32 protein-coding genes are annotated in these 24,040 nt (G+C 67.3%); 23 read left to right on the top strand and 9 right to left on the bottom strand.

The window, feature by feature from the left end; translation table 11 throughout:
- Positions 1-91: 91 nt before the first annotated feature.
- The 3 genes from ACWCRB_RS07210 to ACWCRB_RS07200 all read right to left on the bottom strand — a co-directional run bounded on the left by ACWCRB_RS07210 (position 92) and on the right by ACWCRB_RS07200 (position 2,606).
- Entirely contained in the window at positions 92-1,132 is a 1,041-nt protein-coding gene (locus ACWCRB_RS07210; RefSeq protein WP_450995075.1) for a hypothetical protein, read from the bottom strand.
- Complete coding sequence (locus ACWCRB_RS07205) at positions 1,120-1,782, bottom strand: hypothetical protein (RefSeq protein ID WP_450995074.1); 663 nt, start codon at positions 1,780-1,782, stop codon at positions 1,120-1,122. Before ACWCRB_RS07205 ends, ACWCRB_RS07210 begins: the two co-directional genes overlap by 13 nt.
- Before the next feature lie 155 nt (positions 1,783-1,937).
- On the bottom strand, positions 1,938-2,606 hold the full coding sequence (locus ACWCRB_RS07200) for a hypothetical protein (RefSeq protein WP_450995073.1): 669 nt from the start codon (positions 2,604-2,606) through the stop codon (positions 1,938-1,940).
- 141 nt (positions 2,607-2,747) lie between these two features.
- On the opposite strand from ACWCRB_RS07200, the gene ACWCRB_RS07195 reads away from it, so the two are divergent.
- Complete coding sequence (locus tag ACWCRB_RS07195; protein WP_450995072.1) at positions 2,748-3,029, top strand: DUF6881 domain-containing protein; 282 nt, start codon at positions 2,748-2,750, stop codon at positions 3,027-3,029.
- An 18-nt stretch (positions 3,030-3,047) separates the two neighbouring features.
- On the opposite strand, the gene ACWCRB_RS07190 is transcribed toward ACWCRB_RS07195, so the two are convergent.
- Both ACWCRB_RS07190 and ACWCRB_RS07185 read right to left on the bottom strand, forming a co-directional pair.
- Complete coding sequence (locus ACWCRB_RS07190) at positions 3,048-3,716, bottom strand: hypothetical protein (protein WP_450995071.1); 669 nt, start codon at positions 3,714-3,716, stop codon at positions 3,048-3,050.
- Between the two features lie 183 nt (positions 3,717-3,899).
- The gene (locus ACWCRB_RS07185; RefSeq protein WP_450995070.1) at positions 3,900-4,223 is read right to left on the bottom strand and encodes a hypothetical protein; all 324 of its coding nucleotides are present in this window, start codon (positions 4,221-4,223) and stop codon (positions 3,900-3,902) included.
- A gap of 4 nt (positions 4,224-4,227) precedes the next feature.
- Here ACWCRB_RS07185 and ACWCRB_RS07180 point away from each other — a divergent pair, with 4 nt between their 5' ends.
- Positions 4,228-4,596: a tetratricopeptide repeat protein gene (locus tag ACWCRB_RS07180; RefSeq protein ID WP_450995069.1), complete on the top strand. Its 369-nt coding sequence runs from the start codon at positions 4,228-4,230 to the stop codon at positions 4,594-4,596.
- 27 nt (positions 4,597-4,623) lie between these two features.
- Here the strand turns inward: ACWCRB_RS07180 and ACWCRB_RS07175 are convergent, their stop codons facing one another.
- Positions 4,624-4,875, bottom strand: coding sequence for a hypothetical protein (locus tag ACWCRB_RS07175; RefSeq protein ID WP_450995068.1), 252 nt, complete (start codon positions 4,873-4,875; stop codon positions 4,624-4,626).
- Positions 4,876-5,160: 285 nt separating this feature from the next.
- Here ACWCRB_RS07175 and ACWCRB_RS07170 point away from each other — a divergent pair, with 285 nt between their 5' ends.
- The 14 genes from ACWCRB_RS07170 to ACWCRB_RS07105 all read left to right on the top strand — a co-directional run bounded on the left by ACWCRB_RS07170 (position 5,161) and on the right by ACWCRB_RS07105 (position 17,127).
- Positions 5,161-6,060 carry a hypothetical protein gene (locus tag ACWCRB_RS07170; protein WP_450995067.1) on the top strand — a complete coding sequence of 300 codons (900 nt, stop codon included), beginning with the start codon at positions 5,161-5,163 and terminating at the stop codon, positions 6,058-6,060.
- A 120-nt stretch (positions 6,061-6,180) separates the two neighbouring features.
- Positions 6,181-6,900, top strand: a complete 720-nt coding sequence (gene cpaB, locus ACWCRB_RS07165) for a Flp pilus assembly protein CpaB (protein ID WP_450995066.1) — start codon at positions 6,181-6,183, stop codon at positions 6,898-6,900.
- 73 nt (positions 6,901-6,973) lie between these two features.
- A complete protein-coding gene (locus tag ACWCRB_RS07160; RefSeq protein ID WP_450995065.1) occupies positions 6,974-8,599 on the top strand; it encodes an AAA family ATPase in 1,626 nt (541 codons plus the stop codon).
- Positions 8,599-8,991 carry a TadE/TadG family type IV pilus assembly protein gene (locus tag ACWCRB_RS07155; protein WP_450995064.1) on the top strand — a complete coding sequence of 131 codons (393 nt, stop codon included), beginning with the start codon at positions 8,599-8,601 and terminating at the stop codon, positions 8,989-8,991. Before ACWCRB_RS07160 ends, ACWCRB_RS07155 begins: the two co-directional genes overlap by 1 nt.
- A gap of 62 nt (positions 8,992-9,053) precedes the next feature.
- Entirely contained in the window at positions 9,054-10,400 is a 1,347-nt protein-coding gene (locus ACWCRB_RS07150) for a CpaF family protein (RefSeq protein ID WP_235475172.1), read from the top strand.
- Positions 10,401-10,443: 43 nt separating this feature from the next.
- Positions 10,444-11,385 carry a type II secretion system F family protein gene (locus ACWCRB_RS07145; protein ID WP_450995063.1) on the top strand — a complete coding sequence of 314 codons (942 nt, stop codon included), beginning with the start codon at positions 10,444-10,446 and terminating at the stop codon, positions 11,383-11,385.
- 17 nt (positions 11,386-11,402) lie between these two features.
- Positions 11,403-12,293 carry a DUF5936 domain-containing protein gene (locus ACWCRB_RS07140; protein ID WP_450995062.1) on the top strand — a complete coding sequence of 297 codons (891 nt, stop codon included), beginning with the start codon at positions 11,403-11,405 and terminating at the stop codon, positions 12,291-12,293.
- Positions 12,294-12,319: 26 nt separating this feature from the next.
- Positions 12,320-13,675, top strand: coding sequence for a histidine kinase (locus tag ACWCRB_RS07135; RefSeq protein ID WP_450995128.1), 1,356 nt, complete (start codon positions 12,320-12,322; stop codon positions 13,673-13,675).
- Entirely contained in the window at positions 13,662-14,408 is a 747-nt protein-coding gene (locus ACWCRB_RS07130; protein ID WP_450995061.1) for a response regulator, read from the top strand. The genes ACWCRB_RS07135 and ACWCRB_RS07130 overlap by 14 nt, the downstream gene beginning before the upstream one ends.
- Positions 14,409-14,519: 111 nt before the next feature.
- Entirely contained in the window at positions 14,520-14,714 is a 195-nt protein-coding gene (locus tag ACWCRB_RS07125) for a hypothetical protein (RefSeq protein ID WP_450995127.1), read from the top strand.
- Positions 14,711-15,319, top strand: a complete 609-nt coding sequence (locus ACWCRB_RS07120) for a pilus assembly protein TadG-related protein (protein WP_450995126.1) — start codon at positions 14,711-14,713, stop codon at positions 15,317-15,319. The genes ACWCRB_RS07125 and ACWCRB_RS07120 overlap by 4 nt, the downstream gene beginning before the upstream one ends.
- A gap of 15 nt (positions 15,320-15,334) precedes the next feature.
- A complete protein-coding gene (locus tag ACWCRB_RS07115) occupies positions 15,335-15,934 on the top strand; it encodes a hypothetical protein (RefSeq protein WP_450995060.1) in 600 nt (199 codons plus the stop codon).
- 2 nt (positions 15,935-15,936) lie between these two features.
- Positions 15,937-16,557 carry an OmpA family protein gene (locus tag ACWCRB_RS07110; protein ID WP_450995059.1) on the top strand — a complete coding sequence of 207 codons (621 nt, stop codon included), beginning with the start codon at positions 15,937-15,939 and terminating at the stop codon, positions 16,555-16,557.
- Positions 16,558-16,611: 54 nt separating this feature from the next.
- Positions 16,612-17,127: a hypothetical protein gene (locus tag ACWCRB_RS07105; RefSeq protein WP_450995058.1), complete on the top strand. Its 516-nt coding sequence runs from the start codon at positions 16,612-16,614 to the stop codon at positions 17,125-17,127.
- A 275-nt stretch (positions 17,128-17,402) separates the two neighbouring features.
- Here the strand turns inward: ACWCRB_RS07105 and ACWCRB_RS07100 are convergent, their stop codons facing one another.
- The 3 genes from ACWCRB_RS07100 to ACWCRB_RS07090 are packed head-to-tail and all read right to left on the bottom strand — an operon-like array spanning position 17,403 to position 18,414.
- Positions 17,403-17,795, bottom strand: a complete 393-nt coding sequence (locus tag ACWCRB_RS07100; protein WP_450995057.1) for a hypothetical protein — start codon at positions 17,793-17,795, stop codon at positions 17,403-17,405.
- A complete protein-coding gene (locus ACWCRB_RS07095) occupies positions 17,792-17,971 on the bottom strand; it encodes a hypothetical protein (RefSeq protein ID WP_450995056.1) in 180 nt (59 codons plus the stop codon). Before ACWCRB_RS07095 ends, ACWCRB_RS07100 begins: the two co-directional genes overlap by 4 nt.
- On the bottom strand, positions 17,968-18,414 hold the full coding sequence (locus ACWCRB_RS07090; protein ID WP_450995055.1) for a hypothetical protein: 447 nt from the start codon (positions 18,412-18,414) through the stop codon (positions 17,968-17,970). Before ACWCRB_RS07090 ends, ACWCRB_RS07095 begins: the two co-directional genes overlap by 4 nt.
- Positions 18,415-18,551: 137 nt before the next feature.
- Here ACWCRB_RS07090 and ACWCRB_RS07085 point away from each other — a divergent pair, with 137 nt between their 5' ends.
- From ACWCRB_RS07085 to ACWCRB_RS07055, 7 genes are all read left to right on the top strand, one after another.
- Complete coding sequence (locus ACWCRB_RS07085) at positions 18,552-18,812, top strand: GntR family transcriptional regulator (protein WP_450995054.1); 261 nt, start codon at positions 18,552-18,554, stop codon at positions 18,810-18,812.
- A 350-nt stretch (positions 18,813-19,162) separates the two neighbouring features.
- Positions 19,163-19,390, top strand: a complete 228-nt coding sequence (locus ACWCRB_RS07080) for a helix-turn-helix domain-containing protein (protein ID WP_450995053.1) — start codon at positions 19,163-19,165, stop codon at positions 19,388-19,390.
- A 256-nt stretch (positions 19,391-19,646) separates the two neighbouring features.
- A complete protein-coding gene (locus tag ACWCRB_RS07075) occupies positions 19,647-20,303 on the top strand; it encodes a hypothetical protein (RefSeq protein ID WP_450995052.1) in 657 nt (218 codons plus the stop codon).
- Entirely contained in the window at positions 20,291-21,337 is a 1,047-nt protein-coding gene (locus ACWCRB_RS07070) for a hypothetical protein (RefSeq protein ID WP_450995051.1), read from the top strand. Before ACWCRB_RS07075 ends, ACWCRB_RS07070 begins: the two co-directional genes overlap by 13 nt.
- A gap of 65 nt (positions 21,338-21,402) precedes the next feature.
- The gene (locus tag ACWCRB_RS07065) at positions 21,403-21,711 is read left to right on the top strand and encodes a hypothetical protein (protein WP_450995050.1); all 309 of its coding nucleotides are present in this window, start codon (positions 21,403-21,405) and stop codon (positions 21,709-21,711) included.
- Between the two features lies 1 nt (position 21,712).
- The gene (locus ACWCRB_RS07060) at positions 21,713-22,987 is read left to right on the top strand and encodes an enoyl-CoA hydratase/isomerase family protein (protein WP_450995049.1); all 1,275 of its coding nucleotides are present in this window, start codon (positions 21,713-21,715) and stop codon (positions 22,985-22,987) included.
- 77 nt (positions 22,988-23,064) lie between these two features.
- On the top strand, positions 23,065-23,985 hold the full coding sequence (locus ACWCRB_RS07055) for a hypothetical protein (RefSeq protein ID WP_450995048.1): 921 nt from the start codon (positions 23,065-23,067) through the stop codon (positions 23,983-23,985).
- Positions 23,986-24,040: the final 55 nt, after the last annotated feature.

The following is a 24,040-nucleotide window of genomic DNA, read 5'->3' as shown; positions in this document are numbered from 1 at the left end:
CCACCCCTCCACCCCCACCGAACCTCGCGGCGGCGGCGAAGCACGGTTGGGGGTGGAGGGGCAGCAAGGGCTGATGGAGAGCGAGGTTGGCTCAGCGATTGACGGCCTGAATCTCCTGAACGACGACAGCCTGCTCGGCCCCGAACTCACCGTCGGGCAGGGGCTGTTCCTGGGCGACACCGGTACCGGTCCAGTGGATCTTCCAGGTGATGGTGGCGCGGAGCGGGTAGGTCCTGTCGCCGGAGGAACGCAGGTACTTCACACCACAGGGCGGAGTCTGGCTCGCCTTCCCGGCGGCGTACGGCTCCCCGATACGCCCGTTGACGAACGTGCACACACCGGACGCGGGGTAGACCTGCGCGTCGGCGGTACCGGGCTCGATCCTGAGAGAGACGGGCTCGGCGACGGTGGTGGCTTCGATATCGAGAATCGGAACTGACGCGGTCACGGAAACCGGCTTGAACTGCGCCGCGTCCAGCCACGCCCAGGTCGGAAGGTTCACCTTGGTGGCGTCGGCGGGGGCGAGGGTCACCTTTGTGGAGGGGACGCGGATTTCGGCGTAGGCGAGGTCGGCGAGCATCTTCGGTGTGATCGCCTCGGGGATGTCGGCCGGCGGGGCGTCGCCGGTGTCGACCCAGAAGTAGTCCTTGGTGCAGTCGAGCGCGCCGGGATCTCCCGCGCGGCCTTCACTGACGTAGGAGCCCCAGAAGTAGCCCTTGCCGGCCTTGTCCTTGTTGAAGTCCTTGTAGGGGTTGCCGTTGACGTAGTGGTCCCGCTGAGTGGCGTCCCACTCGTAACCGGTTGACCCGGCCTCCCAGACCGACTCCTTGGTCTTCTGAAGCTGCTCCGGGGTGTACATCGGCGCGTAGTAGCAGGCGGGCGGAGTCCAGGTCGACGCCGAGGTGACACGGCCGGTCGACGGCCCGGATCCGTTGTTGTCGCGGTCGAAGACGACAGCACCAGCGGTGGCGGAGAGCGTGCCTTTGCCATCAGTGTTGCCGGAGGGGCCCGTGGTGGATCCCTGCCCGTCACCGGGCCCGTACGCCGCAGCAGGACCGGACATTCCCGCGGCGCACACGACCGCGGCCGCGCTCAGTGCCACGACCTTGCTCCACCTGCTTATGCCGTGCATGTCTTGTCTCCCCGTGTCGAGACCAGATTGACCGTCTGCCACACGCCCTGCGAGCTCTTCTCCAGGCTTGTGTTGTACAGCACGTACGGGCTCTCACTCGAAGGCGTCCGGTCGACCTTGTTGGTCTTCCGGTTCTTGTTGAACCCCTTGCTCTCATCGGCGCAGTAGACGACGGACGCTTTGGTGTCGCCCGACAAGGTGACCTGAGGCGCGTAGTAACGAGTCGTCCCGGTGAAGGACATGTTGGCGTCGACGTAAGCCTGCACCCACGCGACCGCGTCGCTCAGCGCCTTGTCCCGGTAGTAGAAGGAGAGGCCGGGTGCACCGGTGTCGCCGCGCAGGATGGCATCGTTCGTCGCGTCGATACGTCCGGCGGTGTCCGCCAGGACCGCGTCCTTGGCCGCATCGCCCGTCTTCCAGCTCTCGAATTTGTCCGTGACATCCGACGGCAGCTCGATCTTCGGCCGGTCGGCGGAGCCGGCCGAGGTCGAGGCGGACGCTGTCGGCGATGCCGAGGTCTCGCTCCCGGTGTCGGCCCCGGCGATCTTGTCGTTGTCCTTCGACTCGCTGTCGTCGCCGCCACAGGCAGTCAACAACAGGGCCGCGGACGCGACGAGCGCGGCAGCAACGGGCAAAGAGCGGCGCTTCACTATGGAACCCCCGTGAGACAGATGTGCTGGCAAAACCTAGACGGTATCGGTGGGGCCGGTGGTTCCGCCAGGCTGCCAAGGTTGCGCTGTGGCAACGGCAAAGGGTTGGCCGCCGTACACGCTCTTCGACCCGTCCGTCTCCGGCGGCTGCTGCGTCACGGCTGGCACTTGTCGGCGCCACGGGTGGACGTGATCTTCACCATTTCCCAGACGCCGGCCTCGGACTTCCGCACCTGGACGCCGTAGGCGACGTAACTGTCCTTGCTGACTGGCGTCCTCTTGACCTCTCCGGTCTTGATGACCTTGCTGAACCCCTTGCCCTCGTCCCCGCAGTAACTCAGCGAAGCGCTGTACTCGCTGCTGACGTTGACCTGGCGGTCGTAGTAGTTCACGGCGCCAGTAACCGTCCACCCTGCGTCCGCGAACGCCTTCACCCACTGCTCGGCGGCCACCGCTCCTTCCCCCTCCGTGTAGAACTCAAGGGCAGGAAGGCGCGGGTTCTGGGCGACGATGGCCGCGTCGAGCGCACGGATCATCTCCGCGTTGTCCTTGAGGACGGCCTCCTTGACGGGGTCACCGGTTTCCTCGGGAGTGAAGGTGTGCGTGATGTCCGATGGCAGTTCGATCTTCGGGCGACCGGTGGACGTCGCCGAGGCCGACCTGGAGACCGTGGGCGACGCGGCCATTGTGCTCCCGCCATCGGCTCCGGCGGCCTTGTCGTTGTCCTTCGATGTCCCCTCACTGTCACTGCCGCCACACGCGGTCAGCAGGAGTGTCGCCGTCGCGACGAACGCGGCAGCAAGAGGCGGAGCGTGGCGCTTCACAGTGGACTCCCCGTGAGACAGATGTGCTGGCAAGGCGCATACGGTATCGGTGGGTTCGCCGACGGACATGGCCGAGGGCCTTCTGGCCGAGCCGAGTTCGACAGCTACCGGAAGCGGCGTGGGGTATGTGAGGTCAGGGCTATGGAGTACTGGAAGGTCGACTGGCTGCATGATTTCCAGTCCGAGCCGACAAGGATCTACGACGAGATCGGTGACGACGGGTACGAGGTCCGAAAGGTCTACCAGTACAGGGACGGGCGCAAGGTGAGGGCTGACGAACTCCACGAATCCGATGAAATCGGCCTCGGCACGGTTCCGGTCGGCCCCATCGAAGACGTGGTTGCCCAACCTGAATTCGATGCCGTCATCATCACCCGTCAGGAATTCGAAACTGAATGGCAAAGCGCGCCCTTGCCCACATAGCGAGCACCAACCCGCACCTCAGGGCTGACACTCGGCACTCCCCACCTGGGAGACCATCTTCTCGATGACCCAGACGTCCTCGCTGCTCCGCCTGAGCGACGTGTGGTAACTGACGTAGCTCTTGGCGCTGACTTCGGTCTTCTTGACCGTGCCGGTCTCCAGGTACTTCACGTATGCCTTCCCCTGGTCCTCGCAGTAGCTGAGGGAAGCCGTTCCGGCGGCGTCGACCGCGATGTCCGGGGAGTAGAAGCGATAGGCACCCGTGATGCTCGCCTTGGCATCCACGTACTTCTGGACGAACTTCTCCGTGCCGACGGCTGCCTCGCCCTCGTAGTAGTAGAGGTAGGCCTTGTCGAGGGCGTTCTGGTTCACGATCGCGAGGTCTACGGCCTTGATGGACTGCTCGCTGTCGCTCAGGACAGCGTCCTTGTCCGTGTCGCCGGTCTTGGGCCATTCGAAGGTGTACGTCAGATCGGACGGCAACTCGATCTTCGGCCGGTCGGCGGAGGCTGCTGCAGCCGAGGCTGGTGCCGTCGGCGACGCGGATACCTTGCTGCCTGTGTCGGCCTCGGCGACCTTGTCGTCGTCCTTCGATGTCGATGCGCCGTCGCTGCCCCCACACGCGGTCAGCAGGAGTGCCGCCGTCGCGGCGGACGCGGCAGCAATGGGCAAAGAGCGGCGCTTCACAATGGACTCCCCGTCAGGCAGATGTGCTGGCTGAGCCAAGACGGTAGCGGTGAGGTCCGTGCTGTTGTCAGGCTGCCCAAGGTTGCGCTGTGGCAACGGCAAAGAGGGGTGTGGCAGCGGCAAGGGAATTGTCGCCCTACGTGCCTGTCGCCCCCGGGGGGGACCTACGGTCCGCTCAGCCCCTCAAAGGTATCGAATCCATCCCCACGCGATCGATACGCTCACGCCACGACTGCCGACCAGCGAATCGAGCAAGCCCAACTCCTCTACGAACGTGCCGTGTTCGGCGGCGTCAGCAGTGCGCTGGCCTCCGCCGACCGGAGTCTCGACGAAGTCGAGGCGGATCTCGCGCTGGCCCGTGGCCGGGTGATCCACGCCCGGTTCCTGGAGGAGCGGGTCGAGGACGCCCGGGAGTTGGAGCTCTTCGAGCGCGCGGCGGAGCTGTACGGGCGGCTTGGTGACGTGCGGGGCGAGGGCGAAGCCGTGTTCTGGGTCGGAACCTGCCATCAAAGTGGTCCGCGACGACATCGAGACCGCCGTACCCGCCTTCGAGCGCGCCCTCGAACTCGCCACCCGGGCCGGTGACCGGCTGACCATGTCCTACGCGCTGCGCCACCTCGGCTTCGCCGACCACATGGCGGGCCGCCTGGACGAGGCCCGTGTGTACTTCGAGGAGTCCACCCGCCTCCGCCGGGAACCGGGATTCCTGCCGGGGGTGGCGGCGAACCTGATCGGGCCGGCCTATCCGGCCGCCCAACAGGAGCGGCGCGACGACGCGGCGGCGCTGCTGGAGGAAGCGACGGAGCTGGCCGAGAGCACCGACTCCCACGGCGTGCTGCGCTGGGTGGCGGAAGCCCGCAAGGAGATCAACCTGCCGTGAGGCGCCGCCCTTCCCGGGCGGCCCCGGTCAGCTGTGGTCGGCCGCCGGTGGGGCGCCCGCGGGTCTTCTCGCGGCCTGCCAGGATCTCAACTCCCCTCTGAGGATGTGGATCCGGAGGGCCGCGACGGCGAGAAACAGGACGCCGATGCCGAATCTGGCCCACCCTCCGTCCGTGACGGTCCAGTAGAAGGCGAGGCCGCAGAAGAAGAGGCTGACTGCGATGACGAGGGGCTCACGGATCCACCAGGGGAGGACGCGGAGTATCAGGTTGATGAACATCCGCGCAGTGCACCAGGCGCCAACCGCTTACGCTGTGATGGAGGCCACAATTCCGGGTATGGGTCCGCTGCAGGGCGTACCGTCAACTACCCTCCCGTGCACCCGACTTGTGGCATATTCGCCTCACTCTCCGTCGATCAAGCTCCACCTTCCGTTAGTTGATCTAGAAGATTCAGTGTTGAGCGGGCCATGCCGTGGATAAGGTGCTGATGCAAGAGGACGTCACAGGGGCGATCTGAGGCGGTGGCCGACCACCCCGCCGCAGTGAACGGGGTGGTGTGCAGCGTGCCGACCGCGATAGCCGTCACCAGTTCCGATCTGGTGCTCCCACCGCATGACCGGCAGACCCCGCCCGCCGCCGTCCCGACGCTCGACAGTCTCGACGGCGCCCTCATGGGGATGCACACGCTCATCGAGCAGCACGGATACGTCATCGCCCTCTACCCGGCGTCCACGGACCCGGCCGTCACCCGGCGGCTGCACACCGTGCGTTCCGTCCTGGAGAGCGACCGCATCGCGCTGCTCGGCGTCGATCTGCCGCCCCTCGGACTCGCCCTGCTCGCCCAGCAGTTGCGGCAGCTCTCCATGTGCGACTTCAGCCCGGGCGTGCTCGCGTCCTCCGCCCGGCTCCTCGCCCACTACATCTACGCCGGCGCCCTCCTCGGCTCCGTCGCCAAGCTGGACCGGGTGCCCGTCTCGCTCAAGTCGCACGCCAAGTCCTGGGTGCCGGGCGCCCAGTTCGCCGTACTGGCCAATCCGCGAGCCCAGCTCGTACGGGTGGGCCAGGAGGAGCTGGCCGGGCCCGAGTTCGGGACGCGGCTGCTCGTGGCGCAGGGGCAGCCGCCCTCCGACTGGGTCACCTCGACCCTCGCACCCGCCTGGCGCGTCCAGGGAGTCGCCCCCGTGCCGCTGCCCGCGGAGTCCGTGCGCTGGTGGGGGACCGGGAAGGTCGTCGAGTTCGCGGCCGGGCTGCACGACGTCTCCGTGCTCTACCAACTGGTCTCCTCCGTGCGGCGCGAGCAGTGCCACTGGTGCGGCCTCGAACTCATCGGCGACCGCTGCGGATTCTGCGCCGCCCCACTCGCCCGCCCTCAGGAGCTTCCCGCGGCCCTCGGGCGGGCAGGAACCCCAGCAGGGGCTTCAGGAACACCAGTACGAGCAGCACTGCCCCGAGGTACGACGTAAGAGACGCACCCCCACGCAAGAGACGCACTCCCACAACTGAACCCTCCCTCACGCAACTCCCCGTACGGCACGACCGCTCGACCACGTCCGTCCCCACCCCCGATCGAGGTTGTCCGCGTCATGAACTCACGCCAGCGCCGCGGCGTCATCCTGCTGGTCCTCTCGACCCTGTGCGCCATCGGCGCCTTCGTCGGGGTGCTCTCGGTGATCCGCGACGTGAACTCCAAGGTCGGCCCGGAGGTGACGGCGTACCGCCTCAAGAGCGACATCGCGCCCTACAAGGAGCTGTCGGCCGACCAGTTCGAGAAGATCTCCATGCCGGAGCGCTGGCTGTCGGCGACCGCCGTCACCAAGCCCTCCCAGATCCGCGGCAAGATCGCGGTGACCCGGCTGGAGAAGGGCTCCCTGCTGCAGACCGACATGATCGTCGACCGGCCCGAACTCGCCGCCGGTGAGCAGGAGATCGCGATCATGATAGACGCGTCGACGGGTGTCGCCGGAAAGATCAACCCGGGGTCCCTCGTCAACATCTACGCCACCTTCGAGTCCAAGGACAGCGAGAAGGGCGTCGACGAGGTCAAGCTGCTCGTCACGAACGCGCGCGTCATCGACGTCGGCAAGCTGACCGCCCTCGAAGCGGGACAGTCGAGCACCGAACGCCGGCGTACGGCCACGGAGGCCGTCCCGATCACCTTCGCGCTCACGACGCCGAACGCCCAACGCGTCGCGTACGCCGAGTCGTTCGCCGAACACGTCCGGCTGTCCCTGGTCGCGGGCGGCGAGCTGACGACCGTCCCCGGTGACAGCGACCGTACGTACACCCTCGACAAGGACAAGTAGGAGGCCGGGCAATGAGGTCCGTACGTACGAAGCCGCGGTCGCGGCCGAGGTCGTGCCCGGCGAGGGTGTGCCGATGACCATCCGCATCCTCCCCGCCACCGCCGACATCGAGTCCGCCCGCGCCCTGACCACCCTCCTCAGCCGGCTCCCCGACGCCGAACCCGCCCCGCCCGTCGCCGACTCGACCGCGCTGCTCGACACCCTGGCCCGGCTGGCCGCCGAGTCCCTCGACGAACTGCCCGAAGTCGTCCTCATACATGAGCGGATAGGGCCCGTCCCGGCCCTCGACCTCGTACGCGACCTCGTGCTGCGCTTCCCGGCCGTCGGGGTCGTCCTCATCACCGCCGACCCCAGCACCGGCGTCCTCACGGCCGCCATGGACTCCGGCGCCCGCGGCATCGTCCAACTGCCGCTCACCTACGAGTCCCTGGCCGAGCGCGTGACGGCCGCCGCGTCCTGGTCGTCGGGCATGCGGCGCCATCTCGGCAGCAGCGCACCGGAGTTGTACGCGGGCCCCGGCGGTACGGTCGTCACCGTCACCGGTGCCAAGGGCGGTGTCGGCGCCACCGTCACCGCCGTCCAACTCGCCCTCGCCGCACGGGCGTCGGGCCGGACCGTCGCCCTGCTCGACCTGGACCTCCAGTCGGGGGACGTCGCCTCCTACCTGGACGTCCAGTTCCGCAGGTCGGTCGCCGACCTGGCCGCCATCACGGACATCAACCCGCGTGTCCTCCAGGACGCCGTCTTCATCCACGACACCGGCATCGGCCTGCTCCTGGCTCCCGCCGAGGGCGAACGCGGCGAGGAGGTCACCGACCGGGCGACCCGCCAGATCGTCGCCGCCCTGCGCTCCCGGAACGACGTCGTCATCGTCGACTGCGGCGCCCGGATGGACTCCGCCACGGCCGCCGCCGTCGAGATGGCCGACCACGCCCTGCTCCTCGTCACCCCGGACGTCGTCGCCGTACGCGCCGCCAAACGCATGGTCCGCCTCTGGGACCGCCTCCAGATCCGCAAGGCCGAGGAGACGTTGACGGTCGTCAACAGGCAGTCGAAGGGTACGGAGATCCAGCCCGCCCTCGTCGAGAAGGTCACCGGCACCAAGGTCGCGCGGGCCTCGATTCCCGCCGCCTTCAAGGAACTTCAGGGCGTGGTGGACGCGGGGCGCCTCCAGGACCTGGACGCCCGGTCGACCGTCAAGCAGGCACTGTGGGCCCTGGCGGGGGAGTTGGGCCTGGTGGTCGTCCCTGAAGGGGGCGGCGGCAAACGACGCAAGTCCTCGTCCTCGGACCGGGGCGCACTGACCCTGCGCCGACGGGGAGAGCGCGGCGACCGAGGCGCCGTGACCCTCGAATTCGCGGGCATGTTCCCGCTGTTGCTCGTCGTGATGAGCATCCTCTGGCAGTGCGCGCTGTACGGCTACACGTACTCGTTGGCCGGGAACGCGGCGGACGAGGCGGCTCGCGCGGCCACAGCGGCGTTCGCCCTCGACCCCGGCGGCTATGAGGGGGCCTGCGAGAGCGCGGGCGGTGAGAACCTCCCCGAAGCCTGGTCCGGTGCCACCATCGACTGCGGACCCGAGGGCGAGGTCATGAGGGCCACCGTCAGCGCCCAAGTTCCGCTGTTCTTCCCGGGGTTCGACGTCAACTGGACGGTGAACGGCGAGGCGGGCGCGGCGCTGGAAGGGGACGGGGACTGATGAGGAGTCTTCGGGACCGCCTGGCGATCCGCCTCCGGGAAGCGAGGGGGCGGGGTGACCGGGGCGCCTCCATCCTGGAGTTCGCCGGTTTCCTCCCGATCCTCATCATCGTCGGCCTGGCGTGCATCCAGCTCGGCCTGATCGGCTACGGCATCAACCAGGCCGGGACGGGGGCGCGTGCGGCGGCCAGGGCCGCCTCCCTGGACGGCGACGGGGAAGCGGCGGGCGTCGCCTCCGTCAGCGACTGGCTCAACCCACAGGTGGACGCGCCGCTCGGTGCGGGCGACACGACCACCGCGACCGTGACCGTGACCGTCCCCGCGATCATCCCGATCTTCGACGCCTGGCCCGTGACCCGCGAGGCCACCATGCCCAACGACGACGACGGCTGACCGACAGCCGACCGAGAAGATCCACAACTCAGTGTGACTGGAGAGGAGTTGAGACCGAGACCATGAGCCTGCGCTCCCGCATAGCCTCCCCCGACGACAACGGCAACGGAACCGCGCGCGAGGACGGCCACCTCGTCGCCGTCTACCGTGCCAAGCTCCTCGAAGAGATCGACCTCGCGGAGATGTCCAGCCTCGCGGCGGCCGAACGCCGTGTCCGACTCGAACGCGTCCTCGGCCACATCATCAGCCGCGAGGGCCCGGTCCTCTCCTCCGCCGAACGCTCCCAGCTCATCAGGCGGGTGGTCGACGAGGCCCTCGGCCTGGGCGTCCTCGAACCGCTCCTCGCCGACGCGTCGATCACCGAGATCATGGTCAACGGCCCCGACTCGATCTTCGTCGAACGGGCCGGCCGGGTCGAACAGCTCCCCATGCGCTTCGCGTCGAGCGAGCAGCTGATGCAGACCATCGAGCGGATCGTCTCGACGGTCAACAGGCGGGTGGACGAGTCGAATCCGATGGTCGACGCGCGTCTGCCCACCGGCGAACGCGTCAACGTCATCATCCCGCCGCTCTCCCTCACCGGCCCGACGCTCACGATCCGCCGCTTCCCCCGGGCCTACACCCTCCCGGAGTTGATCGGCCTCGGCTCGCTGGACGAGCAGATGCTGATGCTCCTGGCGGCCTTCGTCCGGGCCCGCTTCAACGTCATCGTCAGCGGCGGTACGGGCACCGGCAAGACCACGCTCCTCAACGCCCTGTCCGGCCTGGTCCCGTCCCACGAGCGCATCATCACCATCGAGGACTCGGCCGAACTCCAGCTCCAGCAGGAGCATGTGATCCGTCTCGAGTCCCGCCCGCCGAACGTGGAGGGCAAGGGCCAGATCACCATCCGCGACCTGGTCCGCAACAGCCTGCGCATGCGCCCCGACCGCATCATCGTCGGTGAGGTCCGAGGCGGCGAGACCCTCGACATGCTCCAGGCGATGTCCACCGGCCACGACGGCTCCCTGGCCACCGTCCACGCCAACTCGGCGGAGGACGCGCTGATGCGCCTGCAGACCCTGGGCTCGATGTCCGAAGTCATGATCCCCTTCGAGGCGTTGAAGGACCAGATCAACTCGGCGGTCGACGTGGTGGTCCAACTGGCCCGCCACGCCGACGGATCCCGCCGTATCGCGGAGATCGCCCTGCTGGTCTCCCACGGCCGCGAACAGTTCCGCATCGCGACCGTCTCCCGCTACGTCTCCCGCCCGTCCGGCCCCGACCGGGTCGCCCAGGGCCACTTCCAGCACCTCCCGCTGCCCCGCCCGGTCGCCGAGAAGCTGTACCTGGCGAACGAGTCGCTGCCACCGGCGTTCGGCGTGGCAGAGGTGCTCGACGTACTGGACACGAGGCAGGCGATCGGATGAACACGCGGACCACCACCAGGATCATCGGGCGGAGCGAGCAGCCATGAACAACTCGGTCCCGCTGGCACTGGGCGCCACCATGCTGTGCGGCACGCTCGCCGTCGCGGGCGTGCACACGTACGCCACCGGCCGCGCCCAGCGCCGGGCGCTCGAAGACCGTCTCTCCGGCGGCGGCGCACTCCACACGGTGGCAGGCCGCGTACGCCGGTTCGCGACCGTCGACCGACGCCTTCGCCGCACCCGCCTCGGCCGCACGATCCACCTCCGCCTCTCGGCGACCGGACTCGACCTGACGGCAGGCGAGTTCTTCACGTACGTCACCGGAGTCGGCGTAGCGCTGTGGCTGCTGGCGGCTGCCGTACTGGCCCCCTTCTTCGGCCCGATCGCCGCGCTGGTGACGGTCTGGGGCGCGGCGATCTTCCTCAACTGGCAACGCCAGAAACGTATCGAGGCGTTCATCAACCAACTCCCGGACGTGGCCCGGCTGCTGGCCAACGCCACGGCGGCCGGTCTCGCCCTGCGTACGGCACTGGCGATGGCGGCGGAGGAGCTGGAGGCCCCGGCGGGCGAGGAACTGGCCCGGGTGGCCGACCAGTTGACACTCGGCCGTACGGTCGACGACGCACTCGCCGAACTGGCGGAACGCCTCCCGTCCCGCGAACTGGTCGTCCTGGTAACGACGTTGGTCCTGGCGAACAAGGCGGGCGGCTCGGTCGTCAGCTCCCTCCGCAACCTCACCCAGACCCTCGAGGACCGCAAGGAGACGCGCCGAGAGGTCCGCACGATGCTGTCGGAGGTCAACGCGACGGCCTTCACGGTCCCTTGCCTGGGCCTCGGCTCCCTCCTCCTCGTCAACTCCTCGAACGAGGGCGCGCTGGAGAAGGTGACCGGCTCGGGCCTCGGCCAGGGCCTGATCCTGCTCTCCCTGGGCCTGTACACGGTCGGCTTCTTCGTCATCCGCCGCCTCGGCAAGATCGAAGTCTGAGGGGAGTGGACGAACCGATGCTGCCTCTCCTCCTGGCCCTGCTGATGGCGATCGCCGTCGCTGGCGCCCTCCTGGGCATCCGCATGATCCGGGCGGACGCCAAACTCCCCTCCGACCTGATGCTGGCCCTGGAGGTGGGCGGCACCCGGGTCTCGAAGGCGGACTCGGCCGTGGACCGCATGGGCATGCGGTTCGCCCCCCTCGTACTGCGCCTGATGGGCCCCCGCCGGGTCGACGCCAAGCGCCTGCGCATCGACATGGCGGGCAACCCCGGCGGCCTGACCATCACCCGCTACGCGGCCCGCCGCGCGGTCTACGTCACCTTCGGCGTCCTCCTCGGCCTGATCTTCCTCACCAACGGCCAACTCGTCCTCGCCGTCATCACGTTCGCGTTCGGGGTGACGGCGGCGGACGCGGCGATCTGGCAGGCGGTACGGGAACGCAAGGACGTCATCGACCGCACGCTCCCGGACTTCCTGGACGTGCTCGCGGTGGTCGTGTCGGCGGGCCTCGGCTTCCGCCAGGCCCTGGACCGCGTGGCGGAGCGGTACGAGGGACCGTGGGCGGACGAACTCCGCATCACGCTCCGCCAGATGGACATGGGCGTGAGCCGCCGCCAGGCCTTCGACGAACTCCGCAGGCGCAACTCCTCCGAGCAGGTGGCCCAGTTCGTCTCGGCGCTCCAGCAGGGCGAGGAGCTGGGCGCCCCGATCGCGGACACCCTGATCCAGATCGCCGCGGACATGCGCCGCACCGACGCTCAGGAATCCCGCCGCCGCGCCGCGAAGACGATCCCCAAGGCCACCCTCGTCACCCTGGTCTTCATGCTCCCGGCGACGATGATCCTCATCGCGACGGGCATGTTCCTCGGCTCGGGCACCAACTTCGGCTCGATTCTGGGGCGTTGAGGACGATGAAGGCGTGGGTGACGAGCATGCGACGCCGCGAGAAGCGGAGCCGGGGCTACGACCCGACCGCCGGCTATCTGGCCGACGACGCCCCGCCCCCGGCCAGCGTCCGCCTCCAACTGAACGCCCTGCAGGCCCTGTGCCGCCAGGCGTTCGCCGTACGGATGACGATGCTGGCCCTGGGCACGCCCTTCGCGATGACGAACACGGCGGAAGGCCCCCCGCGTTACATGGTCCTGGCGGCTGCCGTCCTGGGCATCACGGCCTCGTACGCCATGTACCGCGACTGGGACCGCCTGGCGCCCCGCCTCCTTGCCCATCCCACCCTGATGGCAGCGGACTTGACGTTCGTGGCGATACTCCTCCTCACGGCGTCTCCGGCCTCCCCCCTCGCCTACGCCACGGCATGCACCCCCCTCCTCGCGGGCCTCCTCTACGGTTGGCGAGGCTCAGGAGTCTTCACCGGCCTCCAACTGGCGGTCCTCCTCACGGTCTACCGAGCCTGGGAGCACCGCCCGGGCACAGGCGCGAGCACCCTCCTCATAGCGGGCTTCTGCGTCGGGGCCGGCATCATCGGCGTCACGCTGCGCAACCTGATGTTCCGCTTCGGTACGGCGAGCGAGGCACTGGCGGAGGCGAACTCCAGGTTGGCGGTGGCGGAAGCGGTTGAATCCGAACGGGCGCGCCTGGCAAGGCAGATGCATGACTCGGTGACGAAGACGCTGCACGGCCTGGCCATGGCGGCGGAGGCCCTGGCGGCGACCTCGGCGGCCGACGCGGACCCGGACACGGTCCGACGCCAGGCATCCCTGGTGGCCGGGGCGGCCCGCCGAGCGGCAACGGAGTCCCGCGACCTCCTGACGGACCTGCGCCATCACACGGACCTGACGTCCCCGGACGTGGACCTGATAGCCGAACTGACGTGGCGGGCGGCGGAGTTCGAGCAGAGCACGGGAATCCGTACAACCGTGGAGTCCCCGACCGGACGGATCGCCGCCCTCTCCGCCCTCCCGCACCGGACGGCACACCACCTCCTGGCGATCGTGTCGGAGGCCCTGGAGAACACGCGCAGGCATGCGAGGGCGACGAGCGTGAGGCTGGAGGCGGAGCCGTCGGGGGCAGGTGCGGAGGGCGTGACCCTGCGCATCCGGGACGACGGAGTGGGCATCCCCCACCCCCTGAACCTCGAAGAGACAGCCAGATCAGGCCACTTCGGAGTGCTGGGCATGGTGGAACGGGCGAGGTCGCTGGGTGCGGTGATTCACGTGGGCCGAGGCGAGGCGGGGGGCACGGAGATCCGCGTGGACGTGCACCCACCCGGACTCGACTACGTACCCATGCCCCGGTCCCGAAGGGAGGCCGAGTCGCATGCCCACAGATGAACGGCGGCGGCCGGAGCTGCTGCGGGTGCTGGTGGCGGACGACAACCCGGTGGTACGCGCGGGACTGTCGGCGCTGCTCGGCGGCCACCCCGACATAGAGGTGGTGGCGGAGGCGTCGAACGGCACGGAGGCGGTGTCGGCGGCGGAGCGGATGAGCCCCGACGTGGTGCTGCTGGACGTACGCATGCCGGGCACGGACGGTCTGACGGCGCTGCCCCAACTGGCGCTCCTGGCACCGGTGATGATGCTGACGTACAGCAGCGAGCCGGAGGTGGTGCGGCAGGCGCTGCGCCAGGGCGCGTCGGGCTATCTGGTCCACGGAGGCTTCACGACGGAGGAGTTGGCGGAGGCGGTGCGGGCGGTGGGGAGGAGAACGGGGGCGGCGGATTCGCTCGTCGTTTCCTACGAACCGAGCGAATACTCTTCGCACCTGCAATCGTTTATGGCACTCTTGCCAAAGAATCCGGAGACTGCAGAAGCCAGGCTAGGCCACGCGACGACACTCGCCGCCCGCGCCCGCAGCCGACCGGACTTCGGCCTGAGTTCAAGGGAGGTGGAGGTCATGGATCTCATCGCAGCCGGCATGAACAACCGGCAGATCGCCGCCACCTGCTTCATCAGCGAGAAGACCGTCAAGAACCACATCAACCGCATCTTCGCAAAGCTGCACAGTACGACACGGAGCGAATCGATCGCCCGGTGGCTGGGTACGGCTCGGGAGGGGTGGGAGTGATGGGGCGTGCTGTGGGGAGAAGTTGGGTCCCTGGACCCACGCGGAGTAGGCGGGTTCTCACATATTGTGCTGAGGTCGGTAGTGGTGTCGGGCGGGAAGGCGCAAGCCATGATGAAGGTCAACAGCTGGGCGCGGACCGTTGTCTCCCGGATGCGCGGGAAGGGACGGGACGCGGGGGCCGGGTTCGTGGAGTACGCGGGCCTCATGATCATCATTGCGGGGATCTTTACCCTGATCAACGGGTTGGGGCTGGGCGGGAAGATCTCGCAGGCGATCCTGAAAGCCATCACCAACGTCACGGGCTGAGGCTTCCAGCGGTACGCGGGGACCGAGGCCAGACACTCCCGATCTACATCTGGCTGACCGGGATTCTGCTGTTCGCCGCCGTCGCGTTCTTTGTCTTCGCTCAAGCAGCGTCCGCCCGTAATGGTGCTCAGTCCGCGGCGGACGCTGCGGCGTTGGCAGCCGCGCAAGAGGCTCGGGACGAGCTGGTGGACGGCTTGGTGGGCGCCATCGGCGGGGACCTGGACTGGCTCGACTGGCTCGACGGCGATGTGGCGGTGGGCGAGGGAGCCACAGCGGCGGCACAGAAGTTGGCCGCCGACAACGAATCGACCGTCCAGGGCGCGGCAGTACCTGTCGTGCTGAACGGATATCCCGGATTCCGGGTCTCCATCCAGACCGACTACACCGTGGGTGACTCGATCATTCCCGGCACCGAGGGCATGCGGGCCAAGGCCGATGCCACCGCCGTCATCCAGCCGCGCTGCGAGGTCGATCCCGAGGCGGATCCCCTGCAGCCCATCGAGTTGGACTGTGACGGCCAGATCGTGATCGTGGACCCCGAAGATTTTGATCCAGACGACTTTCCCGACGCGTCTGTGCTGTTCTCTGTGCGTCTGGCCGAGTGAGAGGAAGACGTACTGATGGATTTCCGGCGTACCAAGAGGAGCCGCAGGACGCTGTCGATGGCGGCGATCACGGCGGGGTTGCTTGTCGCGGTTGTCGGCTGTGGCGGAGGCGGCGACGACGACAAGGCGTCGAATACGGGTTCCTCGTCGTCCACCCCGTCCAACAAGGACCAGGGAGATGCCGACAAGGAGGAGTCCGAAGTCCCCGCCGCAGACCCGGTGCTGGCCGAAGTCAAGGCAGGGGGGCTGACGCTCCAGGTCACGTCGGCTGCCCGCGACGAAGGCGGCTTCGTCACTGTCGAAGGCAAGGTGACCAACGGCACTGGCGCACCGTGGGTCGGGGCGGACTGGCTCGGTGACGAGAACGAACTCGTCACGAACGGCGGTTCGATCGCGGGCGCGAGTCTTCTTGACCCGTCCGGCAAGAAGAAGTACCTCGTGCTGCGCGACACGGAAGGGCGCTGCTTGTGCACGAGGTTCACTGGAGGCGTCGGAACGGGTGACACCACGGAGTGGTTTGCCCAGTTCCCCGCCCCGCCCGAAGGTACGACGAACGTCGATTTCCAGGTCGGCTCCATGCCCCCGGCGTCCATCGAGATCTCCGAGGGCGAGTGACGATGACTCGCAGCTACCGCCTCACGGCGACCACGGTCACGGCCCTGGCAGTCCTGGCGACGCTCACACTGGCCACCCCCGTGGCACAGGCCGACGATGACCCGAGCGCACCCCCAGGCAGCGTCACAACATCCCCACCCCCGGAAGTGGACCCCAACAGCCCCGGCCTGAAACTGGCGGACGGCGCCACGCTCGCCGCTGCCAAGGTCCTGGACATCAAGTCGATCGTGGAGGACATGGGCGGCGAGGAACGCCGCGTCGACACGAGCGAGACCGTGACGTTCGCACTCCAGGCGGAGGTCCTGTTCCCCAAGGACAGCTCGAAACTCAACCCCGAGGCCCGCTCCCGCATCCAGGCGATCGCCGACGAGATCAAGGCCCAGAAGGCCACGAACGTCAGGGTCTTCGGCTTCACCGACAACCTCGGCTCGTACGCCCACGGCCTGACCCTCTCCAAGAACCGCGCGGAGGTCGTCCACGACGAACTGGCCGCGGGCCTGGGCGCAGACGTCACCTTCCAGGTACGCGGCTACAGCGAGGACTACCCGATCGCGGACAACTCCTCGGAACAGGGCCGACGCAAGAACCGGCGGGTGGAGGTGACGTTCCAGAAGGGGGCGTGAGGCCAACGGGTTTGACCTGTTGATGTTCGAACGACAGGGGATGCGGAGCCTCAGGTGCCACTGCTGGACACACTGGTGACAACGGCCGCCGGAGCACTGGCCGCAACGGTCGGGGTCCTGGTCGGCGGCATCGTCACGCACCGGGCCCAGGACCGTCAGTGGCTGCGGGACAAGCAACTGATCGCCTACCAGGAACTGATCAGCCACTACGCCAAGTTCACGATGATCCTCAGCCGCGCCCACGCCGGCCGACAGGGATGGGACTACGACTGGAGCGAGTGGAGCGCGGCCCTGACCCGCGCCAGCCTGGTCGCCCCCGCGGCGGTCGCGACGGAGATCGACAACTTCGGCAAGGCGATCGGTACGTTCCTGGACCAGGTGGCACGCGACCCGGCACACGATCCGTCACGAGACCCACTGAGCGTGGAGGAGTTCGCCGAGGCCAACAGAGCGCCGGCCCAGGCGCAGGTGCAGTTGGTCAACGCGATACGACGGTCACTGAGCAAGGAACAAAAGGCACTGCCTTTCTGGATAGGCGGATCCCTCGCGGGCAGACCGGACGACACGTGATGGACGGGGCATGGCGTGACGGCCCCCGTGACCGCGGCCAGAGCGGCCCCTCCACGAGGTGTCACGGAGGGGCCGGGCCCACCCGCATCGAGCGGGCTTAGCGAGACATCACGAGCTGCCTCCTCCTCTGCGTTGAAGGCATCCGAAGTACGGCAGCCAGGATCGTTGGGCCGGGGTTCGGCAGGTATGGACGGTCAGGGTCCCCGGTGTGTACGACCGACCTTCACTGAGCGTCCAACACGCGTGGAACCAACTCGACGTGGGGCCAGGGGAGTTCATGCCCGGGATCCTGCCCCTGGGGGCGGGGCAGTCTGGTGGCAGGCGCAGGTGCACACGAGGTAGTGCACGCCGGGTACGCCGGTGTCGCGCGGTTCGGAGTCCCGGCAGCGGGGGTGCTGACCGAGAACGCAGAAGGGAGAGAGGAAGGAGGGTTCCGCCGACGAGGCCGGCTTGTGGGCAAGGGGCAGCGCCTGCTCCTCTCCGCACAAGTCCATCCCGCCGACGAGGGGAATCCGGTACCAGCGTGCGCCTTTGGCGTCCTCGTGGTCCCCCTTGTGCCTCCCGGGGAGGATGCACGCGCCGCTCTCGCTGAGGATCGGTGCCCCGTAGAACAGCGAGGCGCGGACCGTCCCGCACGTGTCCGTCCTGGCGGTGGGGTTCGCGGTCATCGGGATCCTCCGTCGTACGCCTGCCGATAGGCGACCCACAGTTCTTGTCCGGTCTCGCACCCGTCCATCGCCCTGCGGGCGGGCTTGCAGCCGGCGCACTTGCGGGCGTGCTCGAACCACAGCCGGTAGGAACGCAGCATCGGCAACTCGGCCTGACGTGCGGTCGCGCCGGTCATCGGGTCCTCACCCCGCCCAACTCGGCGTGGATGTCCCGGTTGTCGACGTCGATGCCGAAGTCGACTGCCAGCACGGAGACCGTCCGACGACGCCACCGCACCGCCCGTTCACGCGTCGCCGAGTAGGGACGTACACGAGTCGTACGGGATGCCATGACTGTCCGCGTCTCTGGAACCCGGTCCAGAGAAGGCAGGTACGGCCGTGAGAGACGGGACGCCGAACCGTCCAGCGGCGCCCGGTCGGTGCTGTACGGTGACCGGCGCGCAGTAGGCACCCGTACCGCCAGGCTGGCAGGACCTCCTGTGTTCTTGCTGGTCACGACGGTCCGCATCGCCGCGGGAGGTTTCCGGCGGGTGCCGGTCGGTGGGAACAGGAGGGTGAGGCCCCAGAGAACCAGGGTCACCCCAACCCAGTGCAGCGCGGCAGCGCTACGCTCGGCCATGTTCATCAACTCCTAACAGTTGGTGGGCCACGCCCCGGGAGTCCTGACCGACTCGCCGGGGTCTGCCGTCCTTCGAGGATACGCGCATTCGCGCATTCGCGGTCGCCCGGTTTCGCGAAGACGCATACGTTCGAGGTATGGATCTCGACCGGGGCAAACCTGTATGGACCCAAATCGCCGAGGAGCTGCGGCGCAGGATCGATGCCGGTGCATACGTTCCCGGTGCGCGCTTCCCTGCCGTGGTGGACCTTGCTGCGGAGTTCGACGTCGCGGCGTCAACGGTTCAGAAAGCTGTGGCCGCACTGCGCGCGGAGGGCAGGCTGCGCACCGTGCTGGGGCAGGGATCGTTCGTCGTTGAACATCCTTCCGGGGGCGACGATGGCCCAGGTCAGAAGTAAATGCGCCAGCATGACTCGCGGATCCTGTCGTGCCACGAGTGATCGGGCGCGAACTCCCTGGCTCTGCGCGGGCGCAGGGCTGATGGGTTCGCCGAGCCTGGCGGGGGACGTTCAGTCGGGATTGGTGGGCTGACGGCCGTACGGAAAATGCCATCAGGGATGGCATGCTCCATGTGGAGTTGGTCACGGACGGCGGAGGCATCGAAGTCACTCCCCGGCCGCGGGCAGGAATGGCTCGCTTATCCCGCAGGTCAACGTAGGGGTCCTCGATGGGCAGTGGCTATCACACGAGTTGGAAGGTCCCACCCGAGCATCGTGAAGATCCCTGTTACCACGCCGCAGGCCGCCGGATGGATTTTACCCAGGCGGTCTGCGACCGTCGCTCGGCTCTGGGCTGGAGCGTGGCCGAGTTGGCGCGGCGGGCTGGGATGTCCGAAGGGGGCATCGAGTCCATCGAGGAGAGCGGAGTCGATCCGACCCTTGAGTTGATCGAGCGGCTGGCCGCTGCGCTCGGATCCGGCGCCAGGATCGATCCGCGCAGCACCCCTGAGTTCGGCTTCGAGGAACGCGCAACCTGAGTAGTTCTCGCACCTCAGGAGACGTGATGTCACTCTTTGCAGTTCGGTAGCGAATCGGCCGTGAACGGTCTGCCTCCCGGAGCGCGTGGTGAGCAGATTGGTGCGTTATGCAACCGTTATGGGTCAGGCGGTGCAAGGCCTGCGTTATTTGACCGTATACGTCCCAGTGGTTGACAGGTTTCAACCTGGTGTCACCAGGAGCCGATGGATAGCGTTGCTTCACTCGAGAGAAGCCTCGCCCCACCGGGAGCAGACCGTGAATCGCCGCCATGTGCCCATCGCTGTCGTGATCGTTGCGACCGCTTCCCTGCTCCTCACAGCCTGTGGCGGTGGTGAAGGCGACTCGAAGGCCAACGACAAGATCGCGGGTGCGGACACCGGCGATACGAAGGCATCTGCATCGCCGACCGCTACGGCGACCGGTTCGGCGCAGCGCCCGAAGGTCACGTTGCCCAGCGATGTCACCGACGTCTTCGAGGGCTGGGAAACCGGCGACGCAGTCAAGGACGCGGTGCTGGCGGACGCTTCGCGACGCATCGATGCGTTGGCGTACGCCATCACCGAGGGAAATGCCGACGAGCCGGTGCTGGCCTTTTACTACAAGGGTGACGCCCTGGTTGGGGCCTCCCAGTGGGTCAAGGAGTTTGTGGATGCCAAGAAATCCATGACGGGTGAGACTCGCTACTTCAAGCCGAGTGTCGATGTCTATGCGGAGGGCAAGGCGACCCTCACCTACTGCTCGTTCGAGGGCAAGGCATTCGTCAAGGACAGGGCCACCGGCGCGGCGGCAAAGACTCCGGTCACTGACAAGTCGTACCTCCTCTACTCCACCCGCCTGGAGAAGAGCGACAAGGGTGTATGGCAGACCGCTGTGCTCAACTCCGAAAGGGCGAACGACACATGCACGCCGTGATCTCCGGTCGCACTCGGCTCGTCCTGGCGTCCACCGCAGTCGCCTGCGTGCTGGTTCCTTCTCCCGCCCACGCCGACGTGGACCTCGGCAGCGGCAACGAAGGAGCCGTGAAACAGGAGGGTGCAAGCAAGGGCTACACGCTTGAATCCCGGATCACGTTCAGTGGTTCCGCCGTGGGGAACAATGGATCGTCCGGCGCGCTCGCAGCAGTGGGGAACTGGACTCCGCCGGCCTGCTGGTACGAACCGCGCTCCGCCGAGGAGTTCTCGAAGCAGGTCGAGGACGAGTACAACACGACGTTGAACACGCCCGGCCAGGCCAACTATGCGAAGCGGGCCGTCGGGGACTTCCGGAACACCTACAAGGACGGCGAGTACAAGAACTACAACCTCGACCAGAAGGACGAGGGCAGTTGGTGGGTCGCCGTCCGCGACGAGGACCGTTGGATGGAGCCCGAGGCCCAGCGCTGTGACAAGCAGCCTTTCTGGGTCGAGAACGGAGACACTCCGCCGGTCGAGAACGCGGTGACCCCGCAGGTTCTCGCCGAACTCGCCTACAACCGGATCCAGTTGCCGACCACCAAGGTCACCCTGGCTCCTGCTGACATCACCAAGGTCAACCTTCCTACTTGGGCCTGGCTGGACAAGTCGATGTTCAAGGAAGTCTCAGTGACCGCCGCGCTCAACGTGGGTGCACTGAACATCCAGGCCACCACCACGGCCAAGCCCGTCTCCCTCAGGCTTGAGCCGGGTACGGCCGACGCCGAGACCTACCCTGCCTCTGGTGAGTGCACGTTCGGCAACGACGGCTCGATCGGCGAGCCGTACGCCACGGGCAAAGCCGACCAGACCCCGCCCTGTGGCGTCAGATACCTCCGCTCTTCCGGCGATGGCACGTTCAAGCTCCAGGCAACCATCACTTGGGAGATCACCTGGACAGGAACGGGCAACCCCAACCCGACGAGGCTCCCTGACGGAACCTTCGGAAACGACCAGGAAGTCACCGTGCAGGAAATCCAGGCCGTCAACCGCTGATCACCATCAGACGCGAAGGGCTGCGCAGCTCAGTCCGTCGTCCTCCCGGAGAGACCAGACACCACATGAGTGACCTGCGCCTCGAAGACACGATTTTCGAGGATCTGAAGAAGACCTTCTCCACCATCAGTGACCGCATGGAGAATGCCCGTCGCAGCCTGCGCGCCGCCGACGCCTCGGTTCTCGGCGAGAGCAAGCTCGTCGAGGACCTGCGGGACTTCGCCGACGAGTGGGGCTACGGCATCAAGCAGCTCGGCAAGCACACCCAGGGTGCGGTCAAGATGATCAACCACATCGACGACACGTTCAGCAAGCTCGACCTGGACCTCGCCGAGTCGCTCAAGTCCGCCAAGGCCAAGAAGAAGGGCAAGTGACGTGAAGGACCGCCTTTCGTCCTTGCCGAACATCGGCCGGGACCCCACTCCCGGCAGCGTCGAGGACACCCGCGACCTGGCCAGGCAACTCGGCAAGCTGGCCAGCGAGCTGGGCACGTCCCTGCGGGAGCTGGAGCAGATCGAGACCGGGGCGTGGAAGGGCAAGGCCGCGCTTGCCTTCACCGAGTACATAGGTGAGGACGTCACCCCGCTCATCCGCAAGAGCCACGACTCCTTCGACAAGGCCTCACGCGCGTTGCACCGCTGGGCGGGCGAACTCCAGGACTTCCAGGACGAGACGGCCCGACTGGAGCGGACCGCCGGGGAGAAGATCGACGCCAAGGCGAAAGCCAAGGAAGGCACCGAGGAGTACGGCAAGGCCTCCGGTGATGTGGACGGAGTCATCGATAAACTCCACGACCTTGAGGACCGCTACAGTCTGGCCGCCGCGAAGATCAGCAAGGATCTCGACAAGGCCGCCGACATCGCGCCCGACGAACCCGGCTTCTGGGACAAGCTCACCAAGGGCGTCGCGGATGCCTGGGACGCCACCGGCGACTGGATCAAGGAACACGCCGACCAGATCAAACTGATCGGCGACCTGCTGAGCGACCTGACCGCGATCCTGGCCCTGCTGACCATCATCACGCTTCCGTTCCCGCCCCTCGCGGCGATCTTCGCCACGGCCGCGATCGTCACCAGCGGTCTCGCCCTCGCGGCCCATGGCATTGCCAAGGCTGCGGGTGAGGATGTGAGCTGGATGCAGATCGGACTCGACGCGATGGGGCTCCTGCCGGGGGTCGGGGCATTCAGCAAGGGGGTCAAGGTGGTTGGTAAAACCCGGTTGGCGGCCAGCACCGCTGGGATCGCCAAAGCCGCCGCGCTCGGCGAAGGGTTTCAGGCAACGCAGGCCGCTGCCTCACGGGTGCTCCTGGCCGCGGGCAAAAAGGCCGAGTTCGTCAAGGGGGGAGTCCCCCTGTTGCCCGGCAAGGTGATCCTCGGCGGTACGGCCGAGCACGTGTACGAGGTCGCACACGGGACCAGCAGCGTGCTGTCCCGCATGGGAGGGATCGTCAACCAGGGCTTTCATTCCGGCCAGTGGGTGGGCTCCAGAGGAGCCAATCTCCTTCCGGGGGTGAACATCAACCCCTTGGGAGCGGGCATCGCCATGGACGCCGGGCTCAAGATCTTCCCCAAGATCACGAGCATCCACCAGCACGTGGGAGATGCCCTCTTCCCAGGAGACCAGTTCGAGAAGTCGGCTACGGGCAACTGAACTGCCGACGCGCGCTGTCAGAGTGAACGCGCAGGACAAATCTCCCGGATCCGCCGCTCAGGAAGATGCATACAGTCATGGACATCTGGCAGCCCGAACCGGGTGAGACGCTTCTCGCCCGCGCACTTGTCACCTTCGCCACCGGCGAAGCCACCCGTGTCAGCGGCATGCGGTGGTTCCGCGACACAGAGCGCAAAGACATCCAGCACGAGCTGGCCGGCTGGCCCGAGGGCCCCGTGTACACGGCACGTTCGACGGGCGGTGCAGTCGGACGCAACACCGTCAAAGGCGCAGCAATCGCTCTGGGTGTCGCTGTCATGGGCGTCCTCAGCTCTGTCGGAGGCAGTGTCGGCCCTGATAACTATCAGGCGTATAAGTCCGGCTCTGATACCCCGGACGACCGAAACAACGAGGTACTCGACTTCCCTGTCATGTGGGCCGCGCCCGGCACCATCGCCCGCACCCTGCCCTGGCAACTGGATCCCGCACGCTCTCCCGAGAAGCACTACCGCACCCATGCGATCGTCACGGACCGCCGACTGGTCATCGTCGGCTTCCCGTACTCCAAGAAGAACGACAAGCTCATCGAGGACGAAGTCCTCTGGGAGATCCCGCTGGACAAGATCCGCCAGGTAAAGCCCAGGCGTTACAAAACCGGGACCGACGCCGAGATCGTCTTCAGTGACGGCTCGTGGTGCAGACTGCGCTCCCCTGCGCGAGAGAAATTCACCAGGTACCTCCTCCCTCATGAAATCATCCGCCTGGACGCGCTCACACCGGGGCAGCGCACCACTGTCGAGAAATTCCTTGCAGAATCCGACGCACCGAACGCAGCACCCCCGGTAGTCAGTCTCCATGCTTGCGGTCATTACCGGGTCGAATTCGTCGTACCGAGTAAGGTCGATTCGTTTTTCGGTCTTACCGAAAACCCATTGATCATGGACGCACAGGGCATCGAGGCGGCTAAGTTCGAGGACCTCCACCCAGACGACTTCTGAACTCCGGCCCCACCTCTGCCTCTGCCTCTGAACTCTCCAAGGACAACCTCCCCGC

The organism is Streptomyces sp. NPDC002156 (genome assembly GCF_053593675.1).
Note: the sequence above shows the minus strand (reverse complement) of the source record. Positions and strands in the feature narration are given on the sequence as shown.

Coding starts and splice junctions, on each gene's coding strand:
- ACWCRB_RS07195 (WP_450995072.1), top strand. CDS start 2,748: ATGGAGTACTGGAAGGTCGACTGGCTGCATGATTTCCAGTCCGAGCCG.
- ACWCRB_RS07160 (WP_450995065.1), top strand. CDS start 6,974: ATGACCATCCGCATCCTCCCCGCCACCGCCGACATCGAGTCCGCCCGC.
- ACWCRB_RS07070 (WP_450995051.1), top strand. CDS start 20,291: ATGCACGCCGTGATCTCCGGTCGCACTCGGCTCGTCCTGGCGTCCACC.
- ACWCRB_RS07155 (WP_450995064.1), top strand. CDS start 8,599: ATGAGGAGTCTTCGGGACCGCCTGGCGATCCGCCTCCGGGAAGCGAGG.
- ACWCRB_RS07065 (WP_450995050.1), top strand. CDS start 21,403: ATGAGTGACCTGCGCCTCGAAGACACGATTTTCGAGGATCTGAAGAAG.
- ACWCRB_RS07150 (WP_235475172.1), top strand. CDS start 9,054: ATGAGCCTGCGCTCCCGCATAGCCTCCCCCGACGACAACGGCAACGGA.
- ACWCRB_RS07210 (WP_450995075.1), bottom strand. CDS start 1,132: ATGCACGGCATAAGCAGGTGGAGCAAGGTCGTGGCACTGAGCGCGGCC.
- ACWCRB_RS07095 (WP_450995056.1), bottom strand. CDS start 17,971: ATGACCGGCGCGACCGCACGTCAGGCCGAGTTGCCGATGCTGCGTTCC.
- ACWCRB_RS07135 (WP_450995128.1), top strand. CDS start 12,320: ATGCGACGCCGCGAGAAGCGGAGCCGGGGCTACGACCCGACCGCCGGC.
- ACWCRB_RS07175 (WP_450995068.1), bottom strand. CDS start 4,875: ATGTTCATCAACCTGATACTCCGCGTCCTCCCCTGGTGGATCCGTGAG.
- ACWCRB_RS07115 (WP_450995060.1), top strand. CDS start 15,335: ATGGATTTCCGGCGTACCAAGAGGAGCCGCAGGACGCTGTCGATGGCG.
- ACWCRB_RS07140 (WP_450995062.1), top strand. CDS start 11,403: ATGCTGCCTCTCCTCCTGGCCCTGCTGATGGCGATCGCCGTCGCTGGC.
- ACWCRB_RS07100 (WP_450995057.1), bottom strand. CDS start 17,795: ATGACCGCGAACCCCACCGCCAGGACGGACACGTGCGGGACGGTCCGC.
- ACWCRB_RS07080 (WP_450995053.1), top strand. CDS start 19,163: ATGGATTTTACCCAGGCGGTCTGCGACCGTCGCTCGGCTCTGGGCTGG.
- ACWCRB_RS07185 (WP_450995070.1), bottom strand. CDS start 4,223: ATGGCAGGTTCCGACCCAGAACACGGCTTCGCCCTCGCCCCGCACGTC.
- ACWCRB_RS07090 (WP_450995055.1), bottom strand. CDS start 18,414: ATGGCCGAGCGTAGCGCTGCCGCGCTGCACTGGGTTGGGGTGACCCTG.
- ACWCRB_RS07085 (WP_450995054.1), top strand. CDS start 18,552: ATGGATCTCGACCGGGGCAAACCTGTATGGACCCAAATCGCCGAGGAG.
- ACWCRB_RS07055 (WP_450995048.1), top strand. CDS start 23,065: ATGGACATCTGGCAGCCCGAACCGGGTGAGACGCTTCTCGCCCGCGCA.
- ACWCRB_RS07145 (WP_450995063.1), top strand. CDS start 10,444: ATGAACAACTCGGTCCCGCTGGCACTGGGCGCCACCATGCTGTGCGGC.
- ACWCRB_RS07125 (WP_450995127.1), top strand. CDS start 14,520: ATGAAGGTCAACAGCTGGGCGCGGACCGTTGTCTCCCGGATGCGCGGG.
- cpaB (WP_450995066.1), top strand. CDS start 6,181: ATGAACTCACGCCAGCGCCGCGGCGTCATCCTGCTGGTCCTCTCGACC.
- ACWCRB_RS07110 (WP_450995059.1), top strand. CDS start 15,937: ATGACTCGCAGCTACCGCCTCACGGCGACCACGGTCACGGCCCTGGCA.
- ACWCRB_RS07130 (WP_450995061.1), top strand. CDS start 13,662: ATGCCCACAGATGAACGGCGGCGGCCGGAGCTGCTGCGGGTGCTGGTG.